Here is a 20,964-nt window from a genome sequence, read left to right on the forward strand (position 1 = left end):
ACCACATCTGTCGTAGGGGCGCAAGGCCTTGCGTCCCTACCTGCCGATTGAACTCTCCATTGATTAAAGACCACTGAATTTAAAATTCAGTGCGGGCTTGTACCCATTTTTAATTATGAATTATGAATTATGAATTAATAATTATTTGGTCAATAATCAATACTCCTAATACCCCATTCTTTTGAGGAATCAAAGATGAGTTTGCTGCTTGTGCTGGCGTAATTTCTCTACTATATATACTTGTAACTCTTGCTTTTCTCTGTTGCTGGCATTTCGTTGATAAGTTCTTCCGGTTTCTTGAATAAATCGACGTTTTTCGCTTTGAGAAGATTTGAGTTTACCTCCAGAACCTTTGAGTCCTTGCTGTAATTCTTCCCATGTCTTTTCGCCGACGCTTTCTCCTAGTTTTATCAGTGCCTTTGGTAATAATATTTTTGCCTCTCTTTGAAAATCGTCTTCTGTCTCCAAGGCAGCTAAATCTATATTGCTGAAGTCGATATTGATTTGAAATTTACTCATGGCTGATTGATTTTATTTATGATTATTACCATAATTAGCTTTTGACTGATAACTGTTGACTGATGCCAGTTAACAGGCATTACTAATATTTTTCACAATTTAAAGAAAATTGCTATGGTATACTCGCTAGATTTATTTATCAAATATTACTCTGATTCTTTAATTATTTCTGAATTCTGAGTTCTGAATTCTTAATTCTGACTAAAATGCTATCTTAAAGGCAAGGTCATTTGCTCAAGTTTTGAGGAAAACGCTATGACTACAACGCTCATAGAGGCTAATTCTATCGAGTCATTGCTAGGTAAAGAGGCAGAAGACCTGCTTACTTACAAAGCAAAGGTTTCTAAGGATTTATTGCATTTGCCAGGGCCGGATTTTGTAGATCGAGTTTGGATTAATAGCGATCGCAATCCTCAAGTATTGCGTAATCTTCAGTTACTTTATTCTACTGGTCGTTTGGCAAACACAGGCTATCTGTCTATTCTGCCGGTAGACCAAGGGATTGAACATTCCGCCGCTGCGTCCTTTGCGCCGAATCCAATTTACTTCGATCCAGAAAATATTGTGAAGTTGGCGATCGCCGCAGAATGCAACGCCGTTGCGACCACTTTGGGAGTATTGGGTATCATATCACGAAAATATGCCCATAAAATCCCCTTTATTGTCAAGTTGAATCACAACGAATTGCTGACCTTCCCCAATCAATTTGACCAGGTATTGTTTGCTGATGTCGAACAAGCTTGGAATTTAGGCGCGGCGGCCGTTGGTGCAACAATTTACTTTGGTTCAGACCAGTCTACCAGGCAAATTCAAGAAATCAGCAAAGCTTTTAAACGCGCCCATGAATTAGGGATGGCGACTATTCTCTGGTGCTATTTGCGGAACAACGCTTTTAAACAAGATAAAGATTATCACCTTGCAGCCGACCTCACCGGACAAGCAAATCATTTGGGTGTCACCATTGAAGCCGACATCATTAAACAAAAGTTACCCGAATGCAACAACGGCTATGGAGCAGTTGCCAAAGCTACTGGTAAGAGTTACGGCAAAACCGACGAACGAGTTTACACAGAATTAACAACCGACCACCCAATTGATTTGACTCGTTATCAAGTACTCAATTGCTACTCCGGACGCGCGGGGCTGATTAATTCTGGTGGCGCAACGGGCAAAAATGACTTCGCCGAAGCAGTTCGTACCGCCGTCATTAACAAACGCGCCGGTGGTTCGGGATTAATTTCTGGACGCAAGACATTCCAGCGTCCCTTTGAAGAAGGCGTTAAACTATTTCACGCCATTCAAGATGTTTACTTATCGCCAGATGTGACGATAGCTTAAAAATTGGGCATTGGGCATTGGGCATTGGGCATTGGGCATTGGGCATGGGGCATGGGAAGAGGACAAGGGGAAAGAATTGTTACAATTTGTCTTTTTGTCTCCTTGTCTCACCCATTCCCCACTTCCTAAATATCAGATTAAAAATAATATGAAATTTCACGAACATCATATCAAGGCATTACCTTATGTTCCACAACCAAAATATGTTGTTTTTACAGATTTTGATGAAACTTATCTCGCTCACCAAAACCAAGAGCATCATAAAAGCGATCGACAGGAACTAGAAGAGTATTTATTAAACCAAAGCTACGAAAAACAAATTATTTTGGGTTGGGTTACTGGCAGCAGTTTAACTTCAGTCTTCTCGAAAATAAATAAATATGGTTTAAAAGTCTTACCTCATTTTATTGCCAGTAGTTTAGGTACTGAGCTAACTTACTTCAATCAAAAACAATACGGTGAAAAAGATAAACAATGGGAAAATAATCTCAAAGAAACTGGATTTTCAGAAAAATTAATTAACAATTTAGTTAGTATTTTAAAATTAGATGATATCCATTTGACTCCACAACCTCAAATAGAAGATTCTCGTTTCTTAAAAAATTACTATTATCATCAACAAAACAAGGAACTTGATTCACAGGCACTATTACAAATCAAAAATATAGCTAAAAAGGCTGGCATTGCAGTCAATATTAGCCAATGTAATCCTTTATGTGGAGATCCCGAAAACTGCTATGATGTGGATTTTACACCGGCGGGAACGGGTAAAAAAGATATAGTTAATTTTATTTTAAAACATACAAATATTAACTACAAAAACTCTATAGCTTTTGGGGAAAGTGGTAATGATATTGAAATGCTGCAAGCGGTTGAACATGGTTATTTAGTAGGAAATGCCACAAGCGAAGCTAAAAAATTACATTCTCGAATAGAAAAGAATGAGTACACTAAAGGGATATTATCTGTATTAAAAACACTCATCAAATAAGTTAAGATAACCTCAGTTCGGGTTAAAAAGATTTTGCTGCTAACTTCAGCACAAGTTCTGAAAAATCGAACCACAGAGTAGAGACGTAGCATTGCTACGTCTCTACATCGGGTGGAATGACGAAAAATCGTTCAATCAGGGGTGAACTTCTTCTTAATTTTTCTTTCTTTGCGCTCTTTGCGTCCTTTGCGGTTCGTTTATTAAACCTGCAAAATTAATGCGACAGACCACTAAGAAGAAAATTCTAATTGATGTGCAGTGCCATTATCAATAAAGCTTTGTTCGCCAACGCCGACTAATTCCACAATGATTTCGCGGTTTGCAGGTGAAAACTCACCTTTTCTAGCTTCAATCTCAACAATGGTTCGTTGCTCTTGGGAATTAACGCGGTAAGTTGTTGTGCAAAAGACTCCTGTTTTGTACTCAAATGTGTGACCATCATCTTCATAAAGGGTAAACTCACCTGTGCCTTTCCAAATGCGTAGTCTCATCTGGTCTATGGGGCGTTCATCTACATATTGCATGACTGGGATCATAGGAATAATTGAACCAGCACGGACGTATAATGGCATTTGCTCAAGTGGTGCGTGTGCCAAGATGTGGGTTGGCCCTGTGAAAGCTTCACCACTCCACCAGTCATACCACTGACCTTCAGGCAAATATACAGCACGATATTGAACACCGGGACGATAAATTGGTGCTGCGAGTAATGATGAACCAAGCATTACTTGGTCTGCGAGGCTGAAAGTCTGCGGATCGTTAGGAAAATGATAGAGTAGGGGACGCAGAATTGGTGCGCCTGTGGTTGCAGCTTCCCAGAAAAATGTGTAGATGTAAGGCAGTAGTCGGTAACGGAGTTCAATGTACTCACGGCAAATTTTTTCAACGCGATCGCCAAATGCCCAAGGTTCATGCTGTGCTGTAGTCAATGCTGAATGTCCCCGCATGAAGGGGTAAAGCATTCCTAGCTGCATCCAACGAGTAAATAGTTCCGGTGTGGCATTCCCCGCAAACCCTCCAATATCTGTACCCACAAAGGCAATACCCGACAACCCCAAGTTACACAGCATTGGTATGGACATTTCTAAGTGTTCCCACAGAGATTGATTGTCTCCCGTCCATACTGCTGACCAACGCTGAATGCCCGCAAATCCTGAGCGCGTTAAGAAAAATGTGCGTTCCGTGGGACGGGATTTGACGACTGCCTCATAAGATGCCTGGGCCATCATTAACCCATACACGTTATGGGTTTCAGCGTGGTTAGTTTTCTCCTCAGCCGGCCCCTGTGCTGCATCAAGGGGAAAGTCAATTTTACGACCAGGGTCACCAAATGGGCGATCGTCTAGTGTGGGTTCATTCATGTCATTCCAGATGCCGGCAATACCAATATCAGTTAGGCTGTTTAGTAAACCTCCCCACCAATCTTGAACTTCTGGACGCATGTAATCAGGAAACACAGCTTTGTCAGGCCAAACATAGCCGTGAAATAGCTGGCCGTTGGTTTTACGGACAAAAAAATCGTTTTTTAATCCCTCATCGAATACTTTATAGTCTGCTTCTGGATCGTACTTAACCCCAGGTTCGACAATTGTCGCTATTTTAAAGCCGTTTTCCTTGAGATTTTGGATTAATTCTTTAGGATTAGCAAATCGCTTCGGACTCCAGGTAAAAACCCGGTAGCCGTTCATATAATCAATATCTAAATGGATAACATCACACGGAATTTGCCGCTGCCGAAATTCCCGCGCTACTTTTTGTACTATATCCTGTGATTGATAACTCCAGCGACACTGGTGGTAACCTAACGACCATCGGGGTGGTAAGGGCATCCGTCCGGTTAGCTGGGTGTAGGTTTGAAGAATTTTTGCGGGTTCGGGCCCATAAATGATGTAGTAATCTAGTTCACTTCCCTGGGTTTCCATGCGCCAGATTCCAGGCTGCTGGGCACCGACATCGAATCGGCTCCAAAAAGTAGTATTAAAAAAAAGCCCGTAGCCTAAACCCGGACGTAAGGCAATAAAAAAGGGAATTGACTGATACATACTATCTGTCAAAATCCCAAAATCGATCGCATCAGTTGTCCAATTAGTTCTCACTTTCGATCGCTGATCTAGCAAGCCAGTGGGTTCACCAAAACCATAGAAATGTTCGTCGGTTTCTATCCGTTTCCACCCAGCGATCGCACCAGTTCGCCACCCCATTCCCATGTCTGCATCCTCAGCAAAGGGCTGTCCTGCTGAGTCGAAGCACTGGATACGACAAGGATTGCGGGAGATGACAATAGACAATTTCTCGGTTGTGATTTCTATAGTCTCTGCTGTTTCTCGTACTTCAAAGGGCACCTTAGACCATTCTTCATCTGCCTGTGCCACTGCCCACGATCGCCTGGGTAAAAATTCGCCACTTGGGGTCATCCGTACCCGGATTAAGTTAGGTGCTAAAATGCTAATCTTCAGATAGGGAATGCCGCATTTTAATAGGATATGGCGATCGTCTTTTTGTATTGCTTCTACTGCTCCCAGAATTGACCAAGCTGGCTCGGCTGTGTGCAGTTGTCCAAAATATTGCGGCATAATCCCTGATTAAAAAATAACTACTTTCCCCAATTGAGAATCACATAAACTACTGCTAAAAGCTTGTATCTTTAGGCATACCATAGACAAATTTTTACATATGTTTTCAGGTATCTTATTCTTTGCGCCTTTGCGCCTTTGCGTGAGACTTTTAAAGCAATACCTATTTTTTTTTTACGAACCGCCAAGGACGCAAAGGACGCAAAGGAAGAGTTATAAATAATCTTATGGTAGAAGGAAGTAGCTCAATTACAAGTAAATATATTTACATAAGAGTAAAGCCACCATTAATACATAAGTATTGTCCTGTGACAAATTTGGATTCTTGACTAGCAAAGTAAAGCACTGCTTCGGCAATATCCTGTGGAGTACCCCATTGCTGCATGGGAATTCTTACTTGGTAAGCATCTTTTTTGTCTTGAGGGACGCTTTCATGGCGTTCTACAGGAATCCACCCCGGAGCAACGGCGTTGACTGTGATTCCAAAGGGTGCAAGTTCCGTTGCCATACTGCGCGTGAATCCAAGTTGTCCACTTTTGGCGGTGACGTAAGCACTAGAGTTATTCACCCCCCGAAAACAAACGTCACTACTGATATTGATAATTCGCCCCCATTGTTTCTGCTTCATCACGGGTAAGCAAATACGAGTCAGTAAATAGGGACTCTTGACGAAAAAATCAAGCATTGTTTGGAAATCTTGCCAAGTGAACTCCTCAAAAGGTATTTGGGGCTGTTTTCCTGTTGCATTCAACACCAAAATATCTACAGCACCAAGTTGTGTGGCGATCGCTTCATAAATAGCTGCCACGTCTGCTTCGTCGGTAACATCCCCACGCACTAAAATTCCTTGGCTACCTTGCTGTTCTAGTTCAGCCAAAGCCTGTTTCGCCCGTGATTCGTTGTTGTTGTAGTTAATTGCTACCTTGGCGCCGGCTTGTCCCAATTTCAGAGCGATCGCTTTTCCCAAACCAGCAGAACTTCCTGTGACTAAGGCAACATGTCCATCTAGAGAAAATGACATTTAATTACTAACCTCTGATGAAAAATAGTTAGGAGTTAGGAGTTAGGAGTTAGGAGTTAAGAGTTAGGAGTTGGGAGTTGAGGTTGTGTCAAATTCATCTTTAGTTTTACACTATTTATAATTCTCAATCCTGAATTCTGAATTCTGAATTCTGAATTCTGAATTCTGAATTCTAATTTCTTACATTCCTAACATTTGACACAAATTATTTACGCTTTCTTTGGTTCCATGTTCAACATCTGATGGTTCTTCATATTCAACGACCCAATATCCCTGGTAACCTGCATTTAATAGTTCTTGGATAATTGGTTGCCAAACAATTTCTCCTTCTCCAAAAGCACAAAATTGAGGCCCACCATTAACCCATCGCACATCTTTCCAATGACTGTAGTTTACCCAAGGAAGGATGTAGCGTAATGCCATCAAGGGATCGGTTCCTTGATTCAAAAAGTTAGCGGGATCGTAGTTGACACCAACCGCAGGACTTTTGATGCCTTCCATAATTCTGGCAACTCTTTGTCCTGTTGCTGTGGGGCCGCCGTGATTTTCAATAGTTATTTTAATACCTCTTGCTTCGGCATAATCACCAATGCGGTTAAAGGCATAGTGGAGGCGAGGAAAAACATCTGGAAGAATATGATCGTTTCTGTGATCGCCAGACAATAATCGGACAAATTTTGCTCCTAGTTGTTGCGCTATATCAACGAAACGTTCTACTCTTTGAATCTCTTTTTCTAAATCAGCTTCTTCTGGAATTGTAAAATTATTTCGTCCGGCTATACAGATAATATCTACTCCTGCTTCTTGTGCCCAAGTAGCTATTTTAGAGACTGATTCATCGTCGCCATCATTTAAAAGATGTTTGGGTGCTTGGGGGTGAGCGTTAACTTCTACTGAGCGAATGCCTTGGTTGCTTATCCAGTGAAAATATTCTGGTATTTCCACTTCTCTCCAGCCCCAAGCAGCACAGGCAATATTTGGTGGAGTAATGTTATTGGTCATATTTGGATTTTGGATTTTGGATTGTGAAACGGGTTTTGTATCTGGTTTATTTGCTTCGCAAGGTAATACCGTTTTTTACGAACCGCAGAGGGCGCAGAGAACGCAGAGAAAAAGAGGATATGGGTAATTTTTTAACGGGAAGGTAATATTAATCGATCCTGCAATGCCTGTGTAGGTATTAGGAATATCGATAGAATAATTTAATGTTTTCACAGACTCGATGGAGTTCCTCAACAGTTAATCCTTGATGAATAGGTAAGCTAAGGATTCGCTGTGCTTGGATTTCCGTAACAGGGAAACTTCCTTCTGGATAACCTAATTCTTTACCTACTGTGGATAAGTGAATTGGTACTGGATAATGAATTGCGGTACCAATACCGCGATCGCTTAAAAATTGGCGCAGTTCATCGCGGCGTTGTGCTTGGATGACAAAGGTGTGGTACACGCATTTTTCATACTCCCGTTCTGGTGGTATTTGGATCTGAGGAATATCTGCGAGTTGAGTTTGGTAATAGTGAGCATTTTGCCGACGTTGTTGCGTCCATTCGGAAAGATAGCGCAATTTGACTAAAAGAATTGCTGCTTGTAAGGTATCTAAACGGGAATTATGCGACCACAAAACACAGTCATCGCGGGTACGCAAGCCAATATTCCGCATGATTTTTAGCTTGTCGTGCAAATCGCGATCGTCTGTAACTAATACTCCCCCATCTCCACAGGCATTTAAGTTTTTTAGAGCATGTAAACTAAAACACCCCACTGTTCCAAAAGAACCCACTCGTTGACCTTGATATTCAGCGAGTACTGCTTGAGCTGCGTCTTCTACTACGGCAATTCCTTTTTCTTGGGCTAGGGCTAAAATTGGTTCCATGTCGCATGGTCGGCCTGTAAGATGCACTGGGATAATTGCTTTGGTTTTGGGAGTAATCGCAGCTGCAATTTGACTCACATCAATGTTGTAATCATCGCCCACATCAACGAATACAGGTTTTGCCCCAAGGACGCGAATACAACTAGCTGAAGCTACGAAGGAATTCGGTGCAGTGATGACTTCATCACCAGAACCAATACCAAGGGCTTTGAGTGCGAAAATTAGCGCATCTGTCCCAGAATTGACTCCGATGGCATAACGAACACCGCACAATTGAGCAAACTGATGCTCAAATTCTGCAACTTGTTCGCCTAAAATAAAGTTGCCGTCATCAAGAACTTCACCAACTGCTGCTAACAATTCAGACTTCAAAGCAGCGTGTTGACTTTTAAGGTTGATGTAGGGAATTTGATTAATTGTTAGTTGTTGCACTTTAATATCCCAAAATATTAATCAGAACTTCACGGCTATGACCAGACTGGCGATGTTCCCAGATAAAAATATCTTGTAAACGACCCAGTTGCAAAAGACTTTGGGCAATGGGGATTTGTTCGGAGGTATGGGTGAGGGCACATCGGATATGTGCAGGCATATCGTCTAAACCCTCTCCTGGTAGGATATATTGTCCTGTTTCTGGCACTAATTTGGCAAAAAAGGCTTCTACATCGGGTTTGGCATCATTTTCCTGAATCAGTAAACTAGCTGAGGTATGACGAATAAAAAGGTTACAAAGCCCTGCTTGAATTCCTGATTCTGTAACGATCGCTTGGACTTGGGGTGTAATCTGACACAGAGATTTACCAGTGGTTTGCACTTTGATTGCTTGTTGGTAAAGTCTGATGGATGAGTTTGTCATTTTTATGCTTTTCCTAGATGCTCAAACCACAATTTTGTCTCTTGCTGAATCGTTTCTGTTGTCCAAACGGGAGCATCTCGCCAAAGTTCAATATTAGCTAACATTTCGCTGACTCCTTGGCTCAAAGTCACTTGAGGTTGCCATTTTAAAAGAGTTGTAGCTTTGGTAATATCTGCCCAAGTACAATCCGGTTCGCCTGGACGTTTGGGGATATGAGTAATTGGCCCCTGTAATAATTTCACGAGTGTCAAAACGCTTTCAGATTTACCCGAACCAACGTTAATTATTTCCCCTGTAATATCTAATTCGGCTGCTTTGACAAAGGCTTCTACTACATCACTAACGAAGGTAAAATCTCTTGTTTGCGTTCCATCTCCCACCACAGTAAAGGGTTTTCTGGCGAGTTTTTGAGCTAGAAATACGCCAAACACCGCACCATAAGCCCCAGTTGTGCGCGATCGCGGCCCATACACATTAAATAGTCGTAAAGAAAGGGCTGGAAGTTGATAAACTTGCGCCCAGTGCATGACTAGTTGTTCCCCTAAATATTTCGTCAAACCATAGGGGTGTTTGGGATGACAGGGATAGGTTTCTGGTGTGGGATATTGGTCAGGAATACCATAGCAGGTGGAGGAAGCTGTGTAGATAAATTTCTCAATTTGAGCAGTACGACAAGCTTCTAAAAGGACAAAGGTACTATGGAGATTGGAATGATAATATTGTCCTGGATTTTGAATTGAAGGAACTAAATCAGCTAATCCTGCTAAATGAAATACCCAATCAATATCTGTTAAGGTGTCTGGAGAAATATCAGCTAAATCTTGTTCAATAAATGTAAACGTGGGATAGGTTTGAGCTACTTTTAAATTAGTCTTTCTGCCTGTAATCAGGTTATCCAATCCAACGACACTATGACCTAATTTGAGTAGGCGATCGCATAAGTGAGAACCAATAAAACCAGCAGCACCAGTGACTAAGCAACGTTTATGAGAATTTAATTTAGCTTTCATATATATTTACATCATTAAATTCTAGCTTTTGCCTTTTTGTAAATAATTTATTTAATTATTTACAATTTATAATACTTTTATATTTCTTTTGCTTTACAAAACATAAGGGACATAATCAAAATCCTAATTTACAATCGGTCAAGCATTTGTTTTAATTGTTGTAAATCCTACTAAGTTTGATTCATCTGTCTATAACCTTCATAGGTGAATTTGCAGCGACAAAGTAATCTTCCTCTTTTTTAGGATGATTTCATCTAAATTTTATGAATGTTTAATAAGTATATTCACATGAAATCAGTAAGGCGGCTTCTAAGCTCGACTTTATCCATTTTTACGAAGCCCAAAACCCGAAGCTGAAACCATTACGGGATGGTAGTTTTAGTTTTTGGACTTGAGTGCAAATCAGTAACATGGAAAAAGTATTTGCCAAAAAACCAGGATTTTTGCCGGATAAGGAAAGCCAAGTTCTTAATTTTGGATAAAGTCGAGCTAAGGGTTTTTGTAGAAATCCTACAGAAATTCAGACTCAGGTTGAAAGTCTGACTGAAGAAAAGCTCTAATCATCAAGATTTTAGACGTAGTGCATTTTACCTGTAATTAGTCTGTCTAAAAATTATGAGATAAACTGTCTTAACTGTCTTAACTGTCCTTGTGCGATCGCTTGATTGGTGATAAATTACTAGTCTGAAACTCAAGATTAACTACTTCGATATCGAGTCAAAATATTACGGATGTAAAACATCATTAATAAAATAGCACAGTCAATCTGAAATAATTTTTACTCACCTGATAACAGATAGTGATGTGAAAATTAATTGAGATATCTTTGTGCATTTAAGAATATTACAGTAATGACTCTTGTGCTTAGTCATAGATCCCAAATCAATGGTTAAGCGCAATATTTGAAGTGCTAATCTGACAGTCTAACAACATCTTGTGCATTGAATTCTGATGAAAACTATACTTTTATACTGGCTAATGACTTTTAGTTCAGGTGTAATACTCTGGCTTTGGGAAAAACAAGATCCCCTCCGCTTGGTCAAATATAAATCTGAATTTTTAAAAGAATTTCAGGCGGCATCAGTAGGATTTTTTTATATGCTAATCAATAACTATGTTACTTGGATGGTACTCACAAAAGTCTTAACTTTTCCAAAAGAAATTGTAGAATCAACTGGAATTTTATCTTTCCCATTATGGGTGAGATTCGTTACTGCTTTTGTGCTAAAAGAGTTTGTTTATTACATAATCCATCGAATGCAACATGCAAATGAGTATACATGGTTAACTCATAAGTGGCATCATTCAAGTCAGTCAGTATGGTGGTTAGCAGCACAAAGATCGAGTTTAACCAGTGAAATGTTATATACAATTTCAGTTATTTGGTTTCCATTGCTAGGCATTCCTCTACAACTAATGACGATAGTATCTTTACATGGCGCTTTTCAAAATAATTGGATACATCTCAATGTCAAATCCCAGCCTTGGATGAGAATATTAGAGTGGATTTATGTCACACCTCGGTTTCATAGTTTACATCATTATGACATGAGGGGCAGAAACTTCGGAGATAGTTTAACTATTTTCGATCGCTTATTTGGAACTTATTTAGATCCCGATACATATCATTTAGATGAAAATCAATCTGCTGGAATTGACGAACCAGTAACAGTAAAAATGATTGTCGGAATTTAAAACTATAATCGCTAAATCTCAAGCAATAGTAAATAAATGTAGGGTGTGTTATGCCGAAGGCTAACGCACCTCGATAGACTATATCAATTGAGGTGCGTTGCGCTTTGCGATAACACACCCTACTTAAGATTTACTTTCCCCCAGTCCTCGCTATAATTGCGTTTATCTAATTTAGATTATCCGATTCTAGTTTTTGTCATCCTATAGACAATCTGAGTTAATTCTTCACAATTGACAATGATATCTTCATTTTTTGCTTCACAAAACATACAAGCATAATCAAATTTTAATCCCTGAGCAACTGTATAATAAAAGTGGCTAATTTTTTGACCAAATAGTTCAATTAACGTTAAATTTTGCGAGAAAATAATATTTGTAACTCCACCACCATGAGGAGCAATAATAAATTCAGCTTGAGCAAATAGCTTCACTTGGTCTGCAAAATCTAAATCTTCAAGCACATAAGGAACAAAATCCATTTTAGCTAAAGTATTTATCACTTTTTCTTCGTTCAAAATGCGGCGAGCATTTGCTTTTCTCCGGGAAATAAAAATCTTGGGACTCAAAAGCAGATTTGGATTTCCATAAGTATCCACATTGCTCAAAATACGTTCTCTTACCCAATGACAAGCTTTAATAGAAATACGTCCTCCCTCGCGCCGTTTAGAGCAAACAACTAATTCGTTAATTTTCGCTCTAGTTCCATTCCATTCGATATAATCTTCTGGAACATAACCCATCAGTTCTAAAGAGCGAATTTCCCAAATCGGCGGGTTGTTATCGATAATTAATTTTGGTTTTTTGCCTGTCTTTTGAGAATAATATTCAAGGACTTCTAATCGAGTTAAAGCCTCATATATCCAATGAGCATATAAAGGACTCCAATAATTAACTAGGGAACAAGCTAAATCAATATGCTCTATATTCCCAACTCGTGCAAGATATTGAAAATTAAAACCTTGTCTCAGTGTGGAAATGGCAGTATGTTCTAAAACATCTACTCTATCTAAAACTGTTTCTAAGATAATTTTTTTCTCTTGGGTAAATCCAATGGCATGAATTCCGAATAATTCTATATTTTTGACAACGGCAGCAAAAGGATTAGTAAATTCAAATTTACCTTCTTTTTCTCTAAATGCAACCGGAATTTCTTGATAACTGATAGCTGGTTCTATCTGAATAACTTCTTGATACTTTAATTGATAGAGATTATTTTGCTCTTGACATTGCTCTAGCAAATCTATCCTGGGAATTAAATTTTCATGTAGATAATTAAATAAAATTGAATAAATATACCGAAGAATGGGTAATTGTTGATATTCAGCTTCTAATTTGGGGATGTTGTTTTCCCTTCGATCTTTCTCCATCTCCTCAGTTAGTGTGATGAGATGCTCGTTAATATATTTTAATAAAATAGGATAAATTAATTTAAATATTAAAAATTCTTGTAAATAAAGCCAAGCTTGATTCATGTGGTGATAACCTTATTAGTTAGAATTGCAGCGACAAATTAATCTTCCTATTTTTTATTAGCGATCGCTATAAATTTTAGGAATGTTTAATAAACGAATAGATTTAAATGAAAGACTCTAGTTGAAGTAAATTATCTAGCCGAGCAGACACCACCAGTTGTTCTTCAAAAACTTCTTTTCCAAGCAAATAAAATTTACCGATCCCTGCGGTTTTTGCTGCTTGCATATCCGATGTTTTATCACCAATCAAGATTGAGTTTTGCAAGTCTATTGGATATTTTTGGCAAGCCTGCTCAATCATTCCTGGGGATGGTTTACGACATCGGCAGTTTTGCCGATAATTAGATATAGTAGCTTCGGGGTGATGTGGGCAATAAAATACATCAAGCAATGGTACACCTTGTTTTTTAAATTGTTCGCACATCCATACAGTTAGGTCTAAAAAATCGTGTTCAGAATAATAACCACGAGCAATGCCTGACTGATTAGTAATTACAATCAATTCATAACTTAAATCATGCAATAGACGACAGACGGTAAACAGACCATCGATAAATTCAAACTGGTCGCGTTTAAAAACATAGCCGTAATCAACATTGATAACACCGTCGCGGTCAAGGAAAGCTACTTTGATCATTTGACTAATTGTTGATTGTTGACTGATGATAATCATCAGTCAATGCTTCTCTATGAAGATGCGCCTAATTATTTTGGAATGCAGCGAATTAATGAAATGTTGTATTAAGCAAGCAGTTTCTTAACTTGGTTCATAATCCCAATGGCATCAATACCTTGATTCGGTAATTGTTCCCATACTCCACTACATCCTTCTTGATGAGTACCCATGTATGCATATTTGGGAGATAAACCTCTCTCTAATAACCAGGAACCAAAACGAATTCCTAAACCTGTGCGACGATTTAATGATTCCACCACCAAAACAAAAGGTGTGGAACCAATCTTTGCTATGATTTCTTCATCAACCATATTTAGGGTTGGCTTGTTAATTAAGCCGACATCAATGCCTTGTTGCTTGAGGTTTTCTACCACATTCAAGGCACGATAAAGTACTTCGCCAAAACTGACGATGTAGCCGGCTGTACCTTCGCGTATCACGTCATCTTTGCCAGGAACAAAGGTATAGCCTTCTCCAAACAAAGGTTTACCATCAGTATCGAGGATATCGGGGACTGGGGAACGGCTGGAAAACAGAAACCTTAAACCAGTTTGATGAAATATAGTTTCGACACAAGCTTTCATTTGTCCTCCATCGGCTGGGTAATAAAGACGGGTTTCGTAGCCATCCTCTAAGCCGTTGTCTGCAAACATGTTATTCAGACCAAAATGGCAGGTGTTGTCTGCTAATTCATCTATGCCACTGTGGGAAAATTGGCACAGAACGTTGGATTTATTCAGCCGCGCCATTGTGATTTCGGAAATGCACATTTCTAAAAAGGCGCTGTAGGTGCTGAAAATGCCTTGTTTTCCCTTTTCCATACCAAACCCCGCCGCCGCCGCGAAGTTTCCGCGTTCCATGATGCCGCCGTGATAGAAAATTTCTGGATAGGCTTGACTAATTTTGTTGATCCCGCAAGATTCTCCTAAATCGCTATCGATGCACATTACCTTTTCTTGGCGTTCGGCTGGAGTCATCCCACTGAGAATTGAAACGACGGTAGCATCGAAGATATGGCGAGTTTTGCTGCTAGAACCGGTAAAGGTGTAGCTTGCTTTGAGTGGAACAATTCCTTTGAGATAATTTGCCGCTTGAGTGTGTCCGCGAGTTTCGAGATATGCGATCGCCAAATCAGGCGATAATGCATCATGACCCAATGGCGTACCTTCTACCCCAGCAATACCAGGACACATGGGACGTTTATTCACAACCGCCACTGGGCCGTTTGTGGTAGCTGCTTGACATAGACGACTATACAAATCATCTAAATCTTCGCCTTGTCCTATTAGTACAGTTAGTCCGTGTCCGGCTAAGGTTTGACTGACATCGTAGCCTGGTAAATAATCTGAAGGATAGCCGCTACAAGTGGAATTGTTATCATCAATAATCAACTTGACGTTAAGATTCTTGGCGACGGCTAAACGTGCGGCTTCGGCGTTATTTCCTTCTTGCTGCGAACCATCCGATCCTAGACAGAATACTACTTGTTGAGGATTGGCGATCGCAACTCCATTCACATAAGGCCACAAATGTCCTAACCTACCGGCGCTAAATTTCACCCCAGGAGTGCGTCCCCGTTCTGGATGAGCCAGCAGTTTAGAATAGGGTTCTCGATAATGCAGCAATTCTTCCACATCAAGATCCCCATGTAAAGTAGCCATTAAATATTGTGTGGCGACTCTGTGTCCTGCTTCATCGAAGAAAATCGGCACAAATTTATCTGCCGATCCCCGAAAAAAAGCATCTAAAATCATCACTTCGGGAACTGTATCATAAGCTCCTCCTGTATGACCGCCTACACCTTTTGTTGCTGCTATGGCTGTAAAGAAAACAATAGTATCTCGACAAAGTTGAATATTAGCTTTCAACGTTTCTCGTTGTTGATTCGTCAAAGTTGAGTTAGTCGGATCTAATTTCAACGGTTTGTAAGCATCTAAATCAATGGGAAAGCGAAGAGTTGTTAAAATCATTGATTTTATTCCTTAATTAAACGAATTATATCTGAATTAGCACGTTTTTTTGAGAGAGTATTACTTGTTCACAAGTTTTTCAAACGATGTATTTGAAGACAGTTCTTTGCTATGAATTGTATAATTCAAATTATCTCCTTTTTGGGAAGCAAAATAAGTTTTTAATTTCAGAAAAGGCTGTTCTAAAAAATACCAGCTAAAAATTGAAATTAGTAATGTCAAGATCCCAAAAAAGAATACAGCAATTAAGTGACTGACGATGAAATAGTTACCTATATATTTCTCTGTATATTGATAAACTCTGTCAATCAACGGGAAGCCGAGCGGAACATGATAAACGTAGAAACCATAGCTGATTATACCTAAAGCTTGGAGTGGAGGCCAATTTAGCACTCTGGGGAGGAAGCTATTTTGTGGTTTTGTGATAGATAAAACTATCAATGAGCCAAAAAAGATGGCTAAAAGAGTAAAACCAATGGAATCCATTCCTATTGTGTATGCAGTAACCCCTCCCTGGATGACAAAGATAATCATCAGACCAATACTACTAACAATCATCGCTATTGGTGCAATCTTTACTAGCCAAGGAATCATTGTTTCTGAACGCATCCACAAAGCGATTAAAGAACCTATGGCTAGAGTATCTAGACGACATAAAGTATTAACATAGATACCCGCAGTCAATTGAAAAGTTACGGGGTTTGTTAATAACAACCAATGGCGATATAACACTACACCAATAATCACTATTCCCAAAAACCAACTGAGAAATTTGCGGGGAATCAGATAAACTAATAGTGGATAAACTAGATAGAATTGTTCCTCAACAGCTAAACTCCAAAAATGAGATATCGGACCAATATCAAACCTTCCTTGCCATACCCATTGCAAATTTTCGAGGTAAAACCAATACCAAATTTGAAACCTATCTAAATCATTTTGGGGTTCATAACTGCTAGTCAGTGGGCGTATTACTCCTAAAAACAGAATTAAAACAATATAATAAACGGGAAATATTCTGATTATTCGTCTAACATAAAAATTCTTAAAATAATTTGGTCTATCACGATTGTCCAGCAGGATGCCTGTAATTAAAAATCCAGAAATAACAAAAAAAGCATCTACACCACACCAACCGAATTGCATTATTTTTTGATAAATAGACACTAACGGGTTGACTGGTTCTCCTACAATATCTGACACACAATGATATAAAAAAACTAATAAAATGGCTATGCCACGATAGCCATTTAATACTGGCATATAGCCCCGGACAAGATGAGATATTTTTTCGGGATTAGGCGAGGATTTGAATAATTCTGAATGGATCATAAATTATTTTAACTCCTGACTCCAGAATCCTGAATTATTACACTTAATTTATCTTCCTGATGGCAAGCAAAATAAGTTTTTAATTTCAGAAAAGGCTGTTCTAAAAAATACCAGCTTAAAAGTGAGATTGCTAATGTTAAGATGCCAATACAAAATATAGCCATTAAATGATAGATAATAAAAGAATTATACAAGTATTTTTCCATATATTTATATATTTTGTTAATCAATACTAAGCCAAGTAGACCATGATAAACGTAAAAACCATAGCTGATTATACCCAAGCTTTGGAGTGGAGGCCAATTTAGCACTTTGGGGAGGAAGCTATTTTGTGGCTTTGTGATAGATAAAACTAACAATGAGCCAAAAAAGATGGCTAAAAGAGTAAAACCAATGGAATCCATTCCTACGGTGAATAAAGTAATTCCTCCCTGAATGACAAATATAATCATCAGACCAATACTACTAAGAATCATCGCTATTGGTGCAATCTTTATTAGCCAAGGAATCATTGTTTCTGAACGCATCCACAAAGCGATTAAAGAACCTATGGCTAGACTGTCTAACCGACAGAAAGTATTAAAGTATATACCAGCAGTTATTTGGGAAGTTAAAGGCTGAGTCAATAATAACCAATTGCGATATAAGACTACTCCGATAATCACTATCCCCAAAAACCTGCTGAGAAATTTGCGGGGGGTCAGATAAACTAATAGTGGATAAACCAGATAAAATTGCTCCTCAACAGCTAAACTCCAAAAATGCGCGAGCGGTCCATAATCAAACCTTCCTTGCAATAGCCATTGTAAATTTTCGATATAAAACCAATACCAAATTTGAAAACTATCTAAATCATTGGGCGATTCATAACTGCGAATCAGTGGGTGTATTACTCCTAAAAACAGAATTAAAACAATATAATAAACGGGAAAAATTCTGAGCATTCGTCTAGCATAGAAATTTTTAAAATAATTCGGTTTCTCACGATTATCTAGGAGAATACCTGTAATTAAAAATCCAGAAAGCACAAAAAAAGCATCCACACCACACCAACCGAAGTTCATTATTTTTTGATAAATAAATACTGCCGGGTTGTCTGTTTTTACTGGAATTTCTAACACACAATGAAATAAAAAAACCAATAAAAGGGCTATGCCACGATAGCCATTTAACACTGGCATATAGCCCCGGACAATGTTGGAGATTTGTTCGGGATCAGTGGAAAATTGGAAATTTTCTGAATCCTTCATGATCAGTTAATTAGTGGCATAATTTATGTTTCTGGAAGTTGCTCAGTAATAACCGATGATGACATTGCTGGCTGGGGAATTTCCGTTTGGAATGTGCGGGGTAACTGTACCACAAAAAGCACGAGTCGGACTAGTAAAAACAATGACAAAGCCAACCATAAAATATGGTTACGGTAACTATGAACAGAAAAGGCAGCGATATCAGGAGGTAGAAATCCGACAACAAAAGACAGAAAGCTCACATTGCGGAGGGTGTGTCCTTCTGTTAAGCCCAAGAAGTACCCATCCAGGATGTAAGCGACTGAAATAAATCCCAAGACGGGTAGTAACCAAAAAACATAAGTATCAATTTGTTCTGTGATTTCCTTGTGACTGGTTAATAGCCCAAATACAGTTTGCGGAAATAGCACACATACCCCAGCGAAAAAGAGTCCAATTAGCAAGCTAGTTCCCACAGATATCTTCACTAAAGCTACTAACTGCGTAGAATCTCCTTTGCCTTTAAAGTTTCCACTCAGGGCTTCCGTGCCAAATCCCAGTCCTTCAATAAAAAAACTACACAAGAAAATTACTTGTAAGAGTAAGGCATTTTCAGCATAAGTAATTGTTCCTTGTGCTGCACTCTCGTAGTTGAAAATTACCACAGCTGAGAGAAAAATAAAATTGTTGAGCAAGATGTTGCCACCTAGAGTAAAAGTGGAGACTATCGCTGAAGTGTCCCAAATTTTCCCGGCTAAATTTTGTAATTCTTGCCACTTGACTTCTAGGCATACAATAATCAATCCGATGGACAGAGCCAGATATTGGCTAGTAGTATAGGACAACCCTGCTCCCGTACTTTCCCAGCCCCACTGGGTAATAAACAGGTAGTCAAGTGCAATATTGGTAATATTACCTGTGACGGATAACAGCACAACTAAACCATTTTTTTCCCTTCCTATCAACCAACCGAGCAGGACAAAGTTGAGTAAAACCGCAGGTGCTCCCCAAACTTGGGCGTTAAAATAGGCAATTGCTGAAGCTTTGACTTCTGGGGTAGCAGTGAGCAGTCCAAACCCCAGTTCTTGCAAAGGGTTTTTTAAGCTGATGATGGCAATACCTAGCACCAGTGCAATTAAAGCATTACGCAATCCTACTAATAGCATTGCTTCCCGATCATCTCGTCCTACCGCTTGAGCAGTTAGCCCGGTGGTACTCATTCGTAAAGAGGCTAAAAATAGGAATACTAAGCTACTCAAGTTTCCTGCTAGAGCCACCCCAGCTAGATGATTGATTTCTGACAGATGACCCAAAAAAGCGACGCTCATGGTGTTGGCCAGGGGGACCATAATGTTAGAGAGGACATTGGCGATCGCCAGTCGAAAGAAGCGCGGTAAGAGGTCATCCTGGTTAGGGATAGTCTGATCCAAAGATTGACTTGTGTTATTTTCCATCAAAATATTTACTTAAAAATGGCAAATCTTTATATTACTCTAATGCTTAGTTGTAAAAAAAGTCTCTTCAACAGACAGGTACTGAGTTTTAAAAGAGTTAGTTATAGGATAGCGATCGCTACAGGAAAATAAGTCTTAAAGTTATTTGAAAATTATCTGAATTGAATTATTTTCGCAGTTTTTTAATGCTTACCATAAACTTTCAGTCCATCCCAAATACCCATGACACCCGGATATGGACTATAATAAACATTCTCCATTGTCTGTATTTTCTCTACTAATGCAGGGTGGGAGTTTCCCACAGCAATTCCCTTTAATCCGGTTTCAAATAATGAAAAATCATTGAGAGTATCACCACAAGCTATGGTATCATCTGCATGATAATTCATCTCTGCTAAAAATTTCAGGAGAGTCGGACCTTTAGAAACTCCTTTGGGCATGACATCAAAATAAAAATAGCTTTTATAAGCAGAAATAATACAATCAAATCCGGCATCAATTACTTTCTTAATGGTGCTATCTTGCAATTCTTCAGGATCGTAGTAGTAGGATACGCGATAATGAGGATTAACAGCTTGCAATTTTAGTCCTGGTTCATTTCCTAATAGTTGCTTAACTTGTTCGTTAGCATTACCCCATTGTTTTACTATCCAATCTTGCACAGCAGAAATTGGCGCGAAGGTTGCACCATTTACAACAGTTGTTCCCACATCACCAATGATGTAGTCAGGTTTAGGAATGTGGGTATTTTCTGTTAAAAAATTGCTGATCCAGTCTATTTCTCTACCCGTAACATAGACTAAAAGTATGCGATGGCGCTGGGTTTCTAAATATTCATAAAATTCCTGTTTTTCTTGTTGAGAACCACCTAAAAAAGTGCCATCTAAATCAGTTGCTAATATGAGTGAGTGATGATGTTTCATATTGGGGAAATAGACTATCAAATCAAGCTGCC

General features: G+C 39.1%; 17 protein-coding genes. 3 read left to right on the plus strand and 14 right to left on the minus strand.

Features of this window, described 5'->3' with window-relative positions; genetic code table 11:
• Positions 1-189: 189 nt before the first annotated feature.
• Positions 190-519 (minus strand): hypothetical protein, encoded by a 330-nt coding sequence (locus tag H6H03_RS09475; protein ID WP_190954881.1) that lies wholly within the window; start codon positions 517-519, stop codon positions 190-192.
• Positions 520-774: 255 nt separating this feature from the next.
• Here H6H03_RS09475 and H6H03_RS09480 point away from each other — a divergent pair, with 255 nt between their 5' ends.
• Positions 775-1,857 (plus strand): class I fructose-bisphosphate aldolase, encoded by a 1,083-nt coding sequence (locus H6H03_RS09480; RefSeq protein WP_190954882.1) that lies wholly within the window; start codon positions 775-777, stop codon positions 1,855-1,857.
• A gap of 10 nt (positions 1,858-1,867) precedes the next feature.
• Positions 1,868-2,848, plus strand: a complete 981-nt coding sequence (locus H6H03_RS09485) for an HAD-IIB family hydrolase (RefSeq protein ID WP_190954883.1) — start codon at positions 1,868-1,870, stop codon at positions 2,846-2,848.
• Between the two features lie 230 nt (positions 2,849-3,078).
• Here H6H03_RS09485 and H6H03_RS09490 read toward each other — a convergent pair whose 3' ends face one another.
• The 6 genes from H6H03_RS09490 to H6H03_RS09515 form a co-directional block, all read right to left on the minus strand.
• On the minus strand, positions 3,079-5,421 hold the full coding sequence (locus H6H03_RS09490; protein ID WP_190954884.1) for a glycoside hydrolase family 31 protein: 2,343 nt from the start codon (positions 5,419-5,421) through the stop codon (positions 3,079-3,081).
• A gap of 265 nt (positions 5,422-5,686) precedes the next feature.
• Complete coding sequence (locus H6H03_RS09495; protein ID WP_190954885.1) at positions 5,687-6,442, minus strand: SDR family NAD(P)-dependent oxidoreductase; 756 nt, start codon at positions 6,440-6,442, stop codon at positions 5,687-5,689.
• A 180-nt stretch (positions 6,443-6,622) separates the two neighbouring features.
• Positions 6,623-7,444, minus strand: coding sequence for a sugar phosphate isomerase/epimerase family protein (locus H6H03_RS09500; protein ID WP_190954886.1), 822 nt, complete (start codon positions 7,442-7,444; stop codon positions 6,623-6,625).
• A gap of 178 nt (positions 7,445-7,622) precedes the next feature.
• Entirely contained in the window at positions 7,623-8,747 is a 1,125-nt protein-coding gene (locus H6H03_RS09505) for a DegT/DnrJ/EryC1/StrS family aminotransferase (RefSeq protein WP_313931820.1), read from the minus strand.
• Position 8,748: 1 nt separating this feature from the next.
• Complete coding sequence (locus H6H03_RS09510; protein ID WP_199338887.1) at positions 8,749-9,171, minus strand: secondary thiamine-phosphate synthase enzyme YjbQ; 423 nt, start codon at positions 9,169-9,171, stop codon at positions 8,749-8,751.
• A gap of 2 nt (positions 9,172-9,173) precedes the next feature.
• Positions 9,174-10,181, minus strand: a complete 1,008-nt coding sequence (locus H6H03_RS09515) for an SDR family oxidoreductase (RefSeq protein WP_190954887.1) — start codon at positions 10,179-10,181, stop codon at positions 9,174-9,176.
• A 951-nt stretch (positions 10,182-11,132) separates the two neighbouring features.
• Between H6H03_RS09515 and H6H03_RS09520 the strand changes: the two genes are divergently transcribed.
• Entirely contained in the window at positions 11,133-11,876 is a 744-nt protein-coding gene (locus tag H6H03_RS09520; protein WP_190954888.1) for a sterol desaturase family protein, read from the plus strand.
• 176 nt (positions 11,877-12,052) lie between these two features.
• Here the strand turns inward: H6H03_RS09520 and H6H03_RS09525 are convergent, their stop codons facing one another.
• From H6H03_RS09525 to H6H03_RS09555, 7 genes are all read right to left on the minus strand, one after another.
• Complete coding sequence (locus tag H6H03_RS09525) at positions 12,053-13,348, minus strand: glycosyltransferase family 61 protein (protein ID WP_190954889.1); 1,296 nt, start codon at positions 13,346-13,348, stop codon at positions 12,053-12,055.
• Positions 13,349-13,451: 103 nt separating this feature from the next.
• Positions 13,452-14,021, minus strand: a complete 570-nt coding sequence (gene gmhB / locus H6H03_RS09530; RefSeq protein ID WP_242057759.1) for a D-glycero-beta-D-manno-heptose 1,7-bisphosphate 7-phosphatase — start codon at positions 14,019-14,021, stop codon at positions 13,452-13,454.
• Positions 14,022-14,089: 68 nt separating this feature from the next.
• Positions 14,090-15,994: a transketolase C-terminal domain-containing protein gene (locus H6H03_RS09535; RefSeq protein WP_190954890.1), complete on the minus strand. Its 1,905-nt coding sequence runs from the start codon at positions 15,992-15,994 to the stop codon at positions 14,090-14,092.
• Between the two features lie 60 nt (positions 15,995-16,054).
• On the minus strand, positions 16,055-17,326 hold the full coding sequence (locus H6H03_RS09540) for an acyltransferase family protein (protein WP_190954891.1): 1,272 nt from the start codon (positions 17,324-17,326) through the stop codon (positions 16,055-16,057).
• Positions 17,327-17,334: 8 nt separating this feature from the next.
• Positions 17,335-18,576 carry an acyltransferase family protein gene (locus H6H03_RS09545; RefSeq protein ID WP_190954892.1) on the minus strand — a complete coding sequence of 414 codons (1,242 nt, stop codon included), beginning with the start codon at positions 18,574-18,576 and terminating at the stop codon, positions 17,335-17,337.
• A gap of 23 nt (positions 18,577-18,599) precedes the next feature.
• The gene (gene gntT / locus H6H03_RS09550; RefSeq protein WP_190954893.1) at positions 18,600-20,009 is read right to left on the minus strand and encodes a guanitoxin biosynthesis MATE family efflux transporter GntT; all 1,410 of its coding nucleotides are present in this window, start codon (positions 20,007-20,009) and stop codon (positions 18,600-18,602) included.
• Between the two features lie 182 nt (positions 20,010-20,191).
• Entirely contained in the window at positions 20,192-20,932 is a 741-nt protein-coding gene (locus tag H6H03_RS09555) for an HAD-IIB family hydrolase (RefSeq protein WP_190954894.1), read from the minus strand.
• Positions 20,933-20,964 lie beyond the last annotated feature (32 nt).

Origin of the sequence: Nostoc paludosum FACHB-159, assembly GCF_014698835.1 — a bacterium.
GTDB classification, from domain to species: Bacteria; Cyanobacteriota; Cyanobacteriia; order Cyanobacteriales; family Nostocaceae; genus Nostoc; species Nostoc paludosum.

What these genes read in the sequence shown, in the direction of transcription:
- H6H03_RS09545 (WP_190954892.1), bottom strand. Translation starts at nt 18,576, where the DNA reads ATGAAGGATTCAGAAAATTTCCAATTTTCCACTGATCCCGAACAAATC.
- gntT (WP_190954893.1), bottom strand. Translation starts at nt 20,009, where the DNA reads ATGGAAAATAACACAAGTCAATCTTTGGATCAGACTATCCCTAACCAG.
- H6H03_RS09555 (WP_190954894.1), bottom strand. Translation starts at nt 20,932, where the DNA reads ATGAAACATCATCACTCACTCATATTAGCAACTGATTTAGATGGCACT.
- H6H03_RS09490 (WP_190954884.1), bottom strand. Translation starts at nt 5,421, where the DNA reads ATGCCGCAATATTTTGGACAACTGCACACAGCCGAGCCAGCTTGGTCA.
- H6H03_RS09535 (WP_190954890.1), bottom strand. Translation starts at nt 15,994, where the DNA reads ATGATTTTAACAACTCTTCGCTTTCCCATTGATTTAGATGCTTACAAA.
- H6H03_RS09500 (WP_190954886.1), bottom strand. Translation starts at nt 7,444, where the DNA reads ATGACCAATAACATTACTCCACCAAATATTGCCTGTGCTGCTTGGGGC.
- H6H03_RS09540 (WP_190954891.1), bottom strand. Translation starts at nt 17,326, where the DNA reads ATGATCCATTCAGAATTATTCAAATCCTCGCCTAATCCCGAAAAAATA.
- H6H03_RS09480 (WP_190954882.1), top strand. Translation starts at nt 775, where the DNA reads ATGACTACAACGCTCATAGAGGCTAATTCTATCGAGTCATTGCTAGGT.
- H6H03_RS09495 (WP_190954885.1), bottom strand. Translation starts at nt 6,442, where the DNA reads ATGTCATTTTCTCTAGATGGACATGTTGCCTTAGTCACAGGAAGTTCT.
- gmhB (WP_242057759.1), bottom strand. Translation starts at nt 14,021, where the DNA reads ATGATTATCATCAGTCAACAATCAACAATTAGTCAAATGATCAAAGTA.
- H6H03_RS09520 (WP_190954888.1), top strand. Translation starts at nt 11,133, where the DNA reads ATGAAAACTATACTTTTATACTGGCTAATGACTTTTAGTTCAGGTGTA.
- H6H03_RS09510 (WP_199338887.1), bottom strand. Translation starts at nt 9,171, where the DNA reads ATGACAAACTCATCCATCAGACTTTACCAACAAGCAATCAAAGTGCAA.
- H6H03_RS09525 (WP_190954889.1), bottom strand. Translation starts at nt 13,348, where the DNA reads ATGAATCAAGCTTGGCTTTATTTACAAGAATTTTTAATATTTAAATTA.
- H6H03_RS09515 (WP_190954887.1), bottom strand. Translation starts at nt 10,181, where the DNA reads ATGAAAGCTAAATTAAATTCTCATAAACGTTGCTTAGTCACTGGTGCT.
- H6H03_RS09475 (WP_190954881.1), bottom strand. Translation starts at nt 519, where the DNA reads ATGAGTAAATTTCAAATCAATATCGACTTCAGCAATATAGATTTAGCT.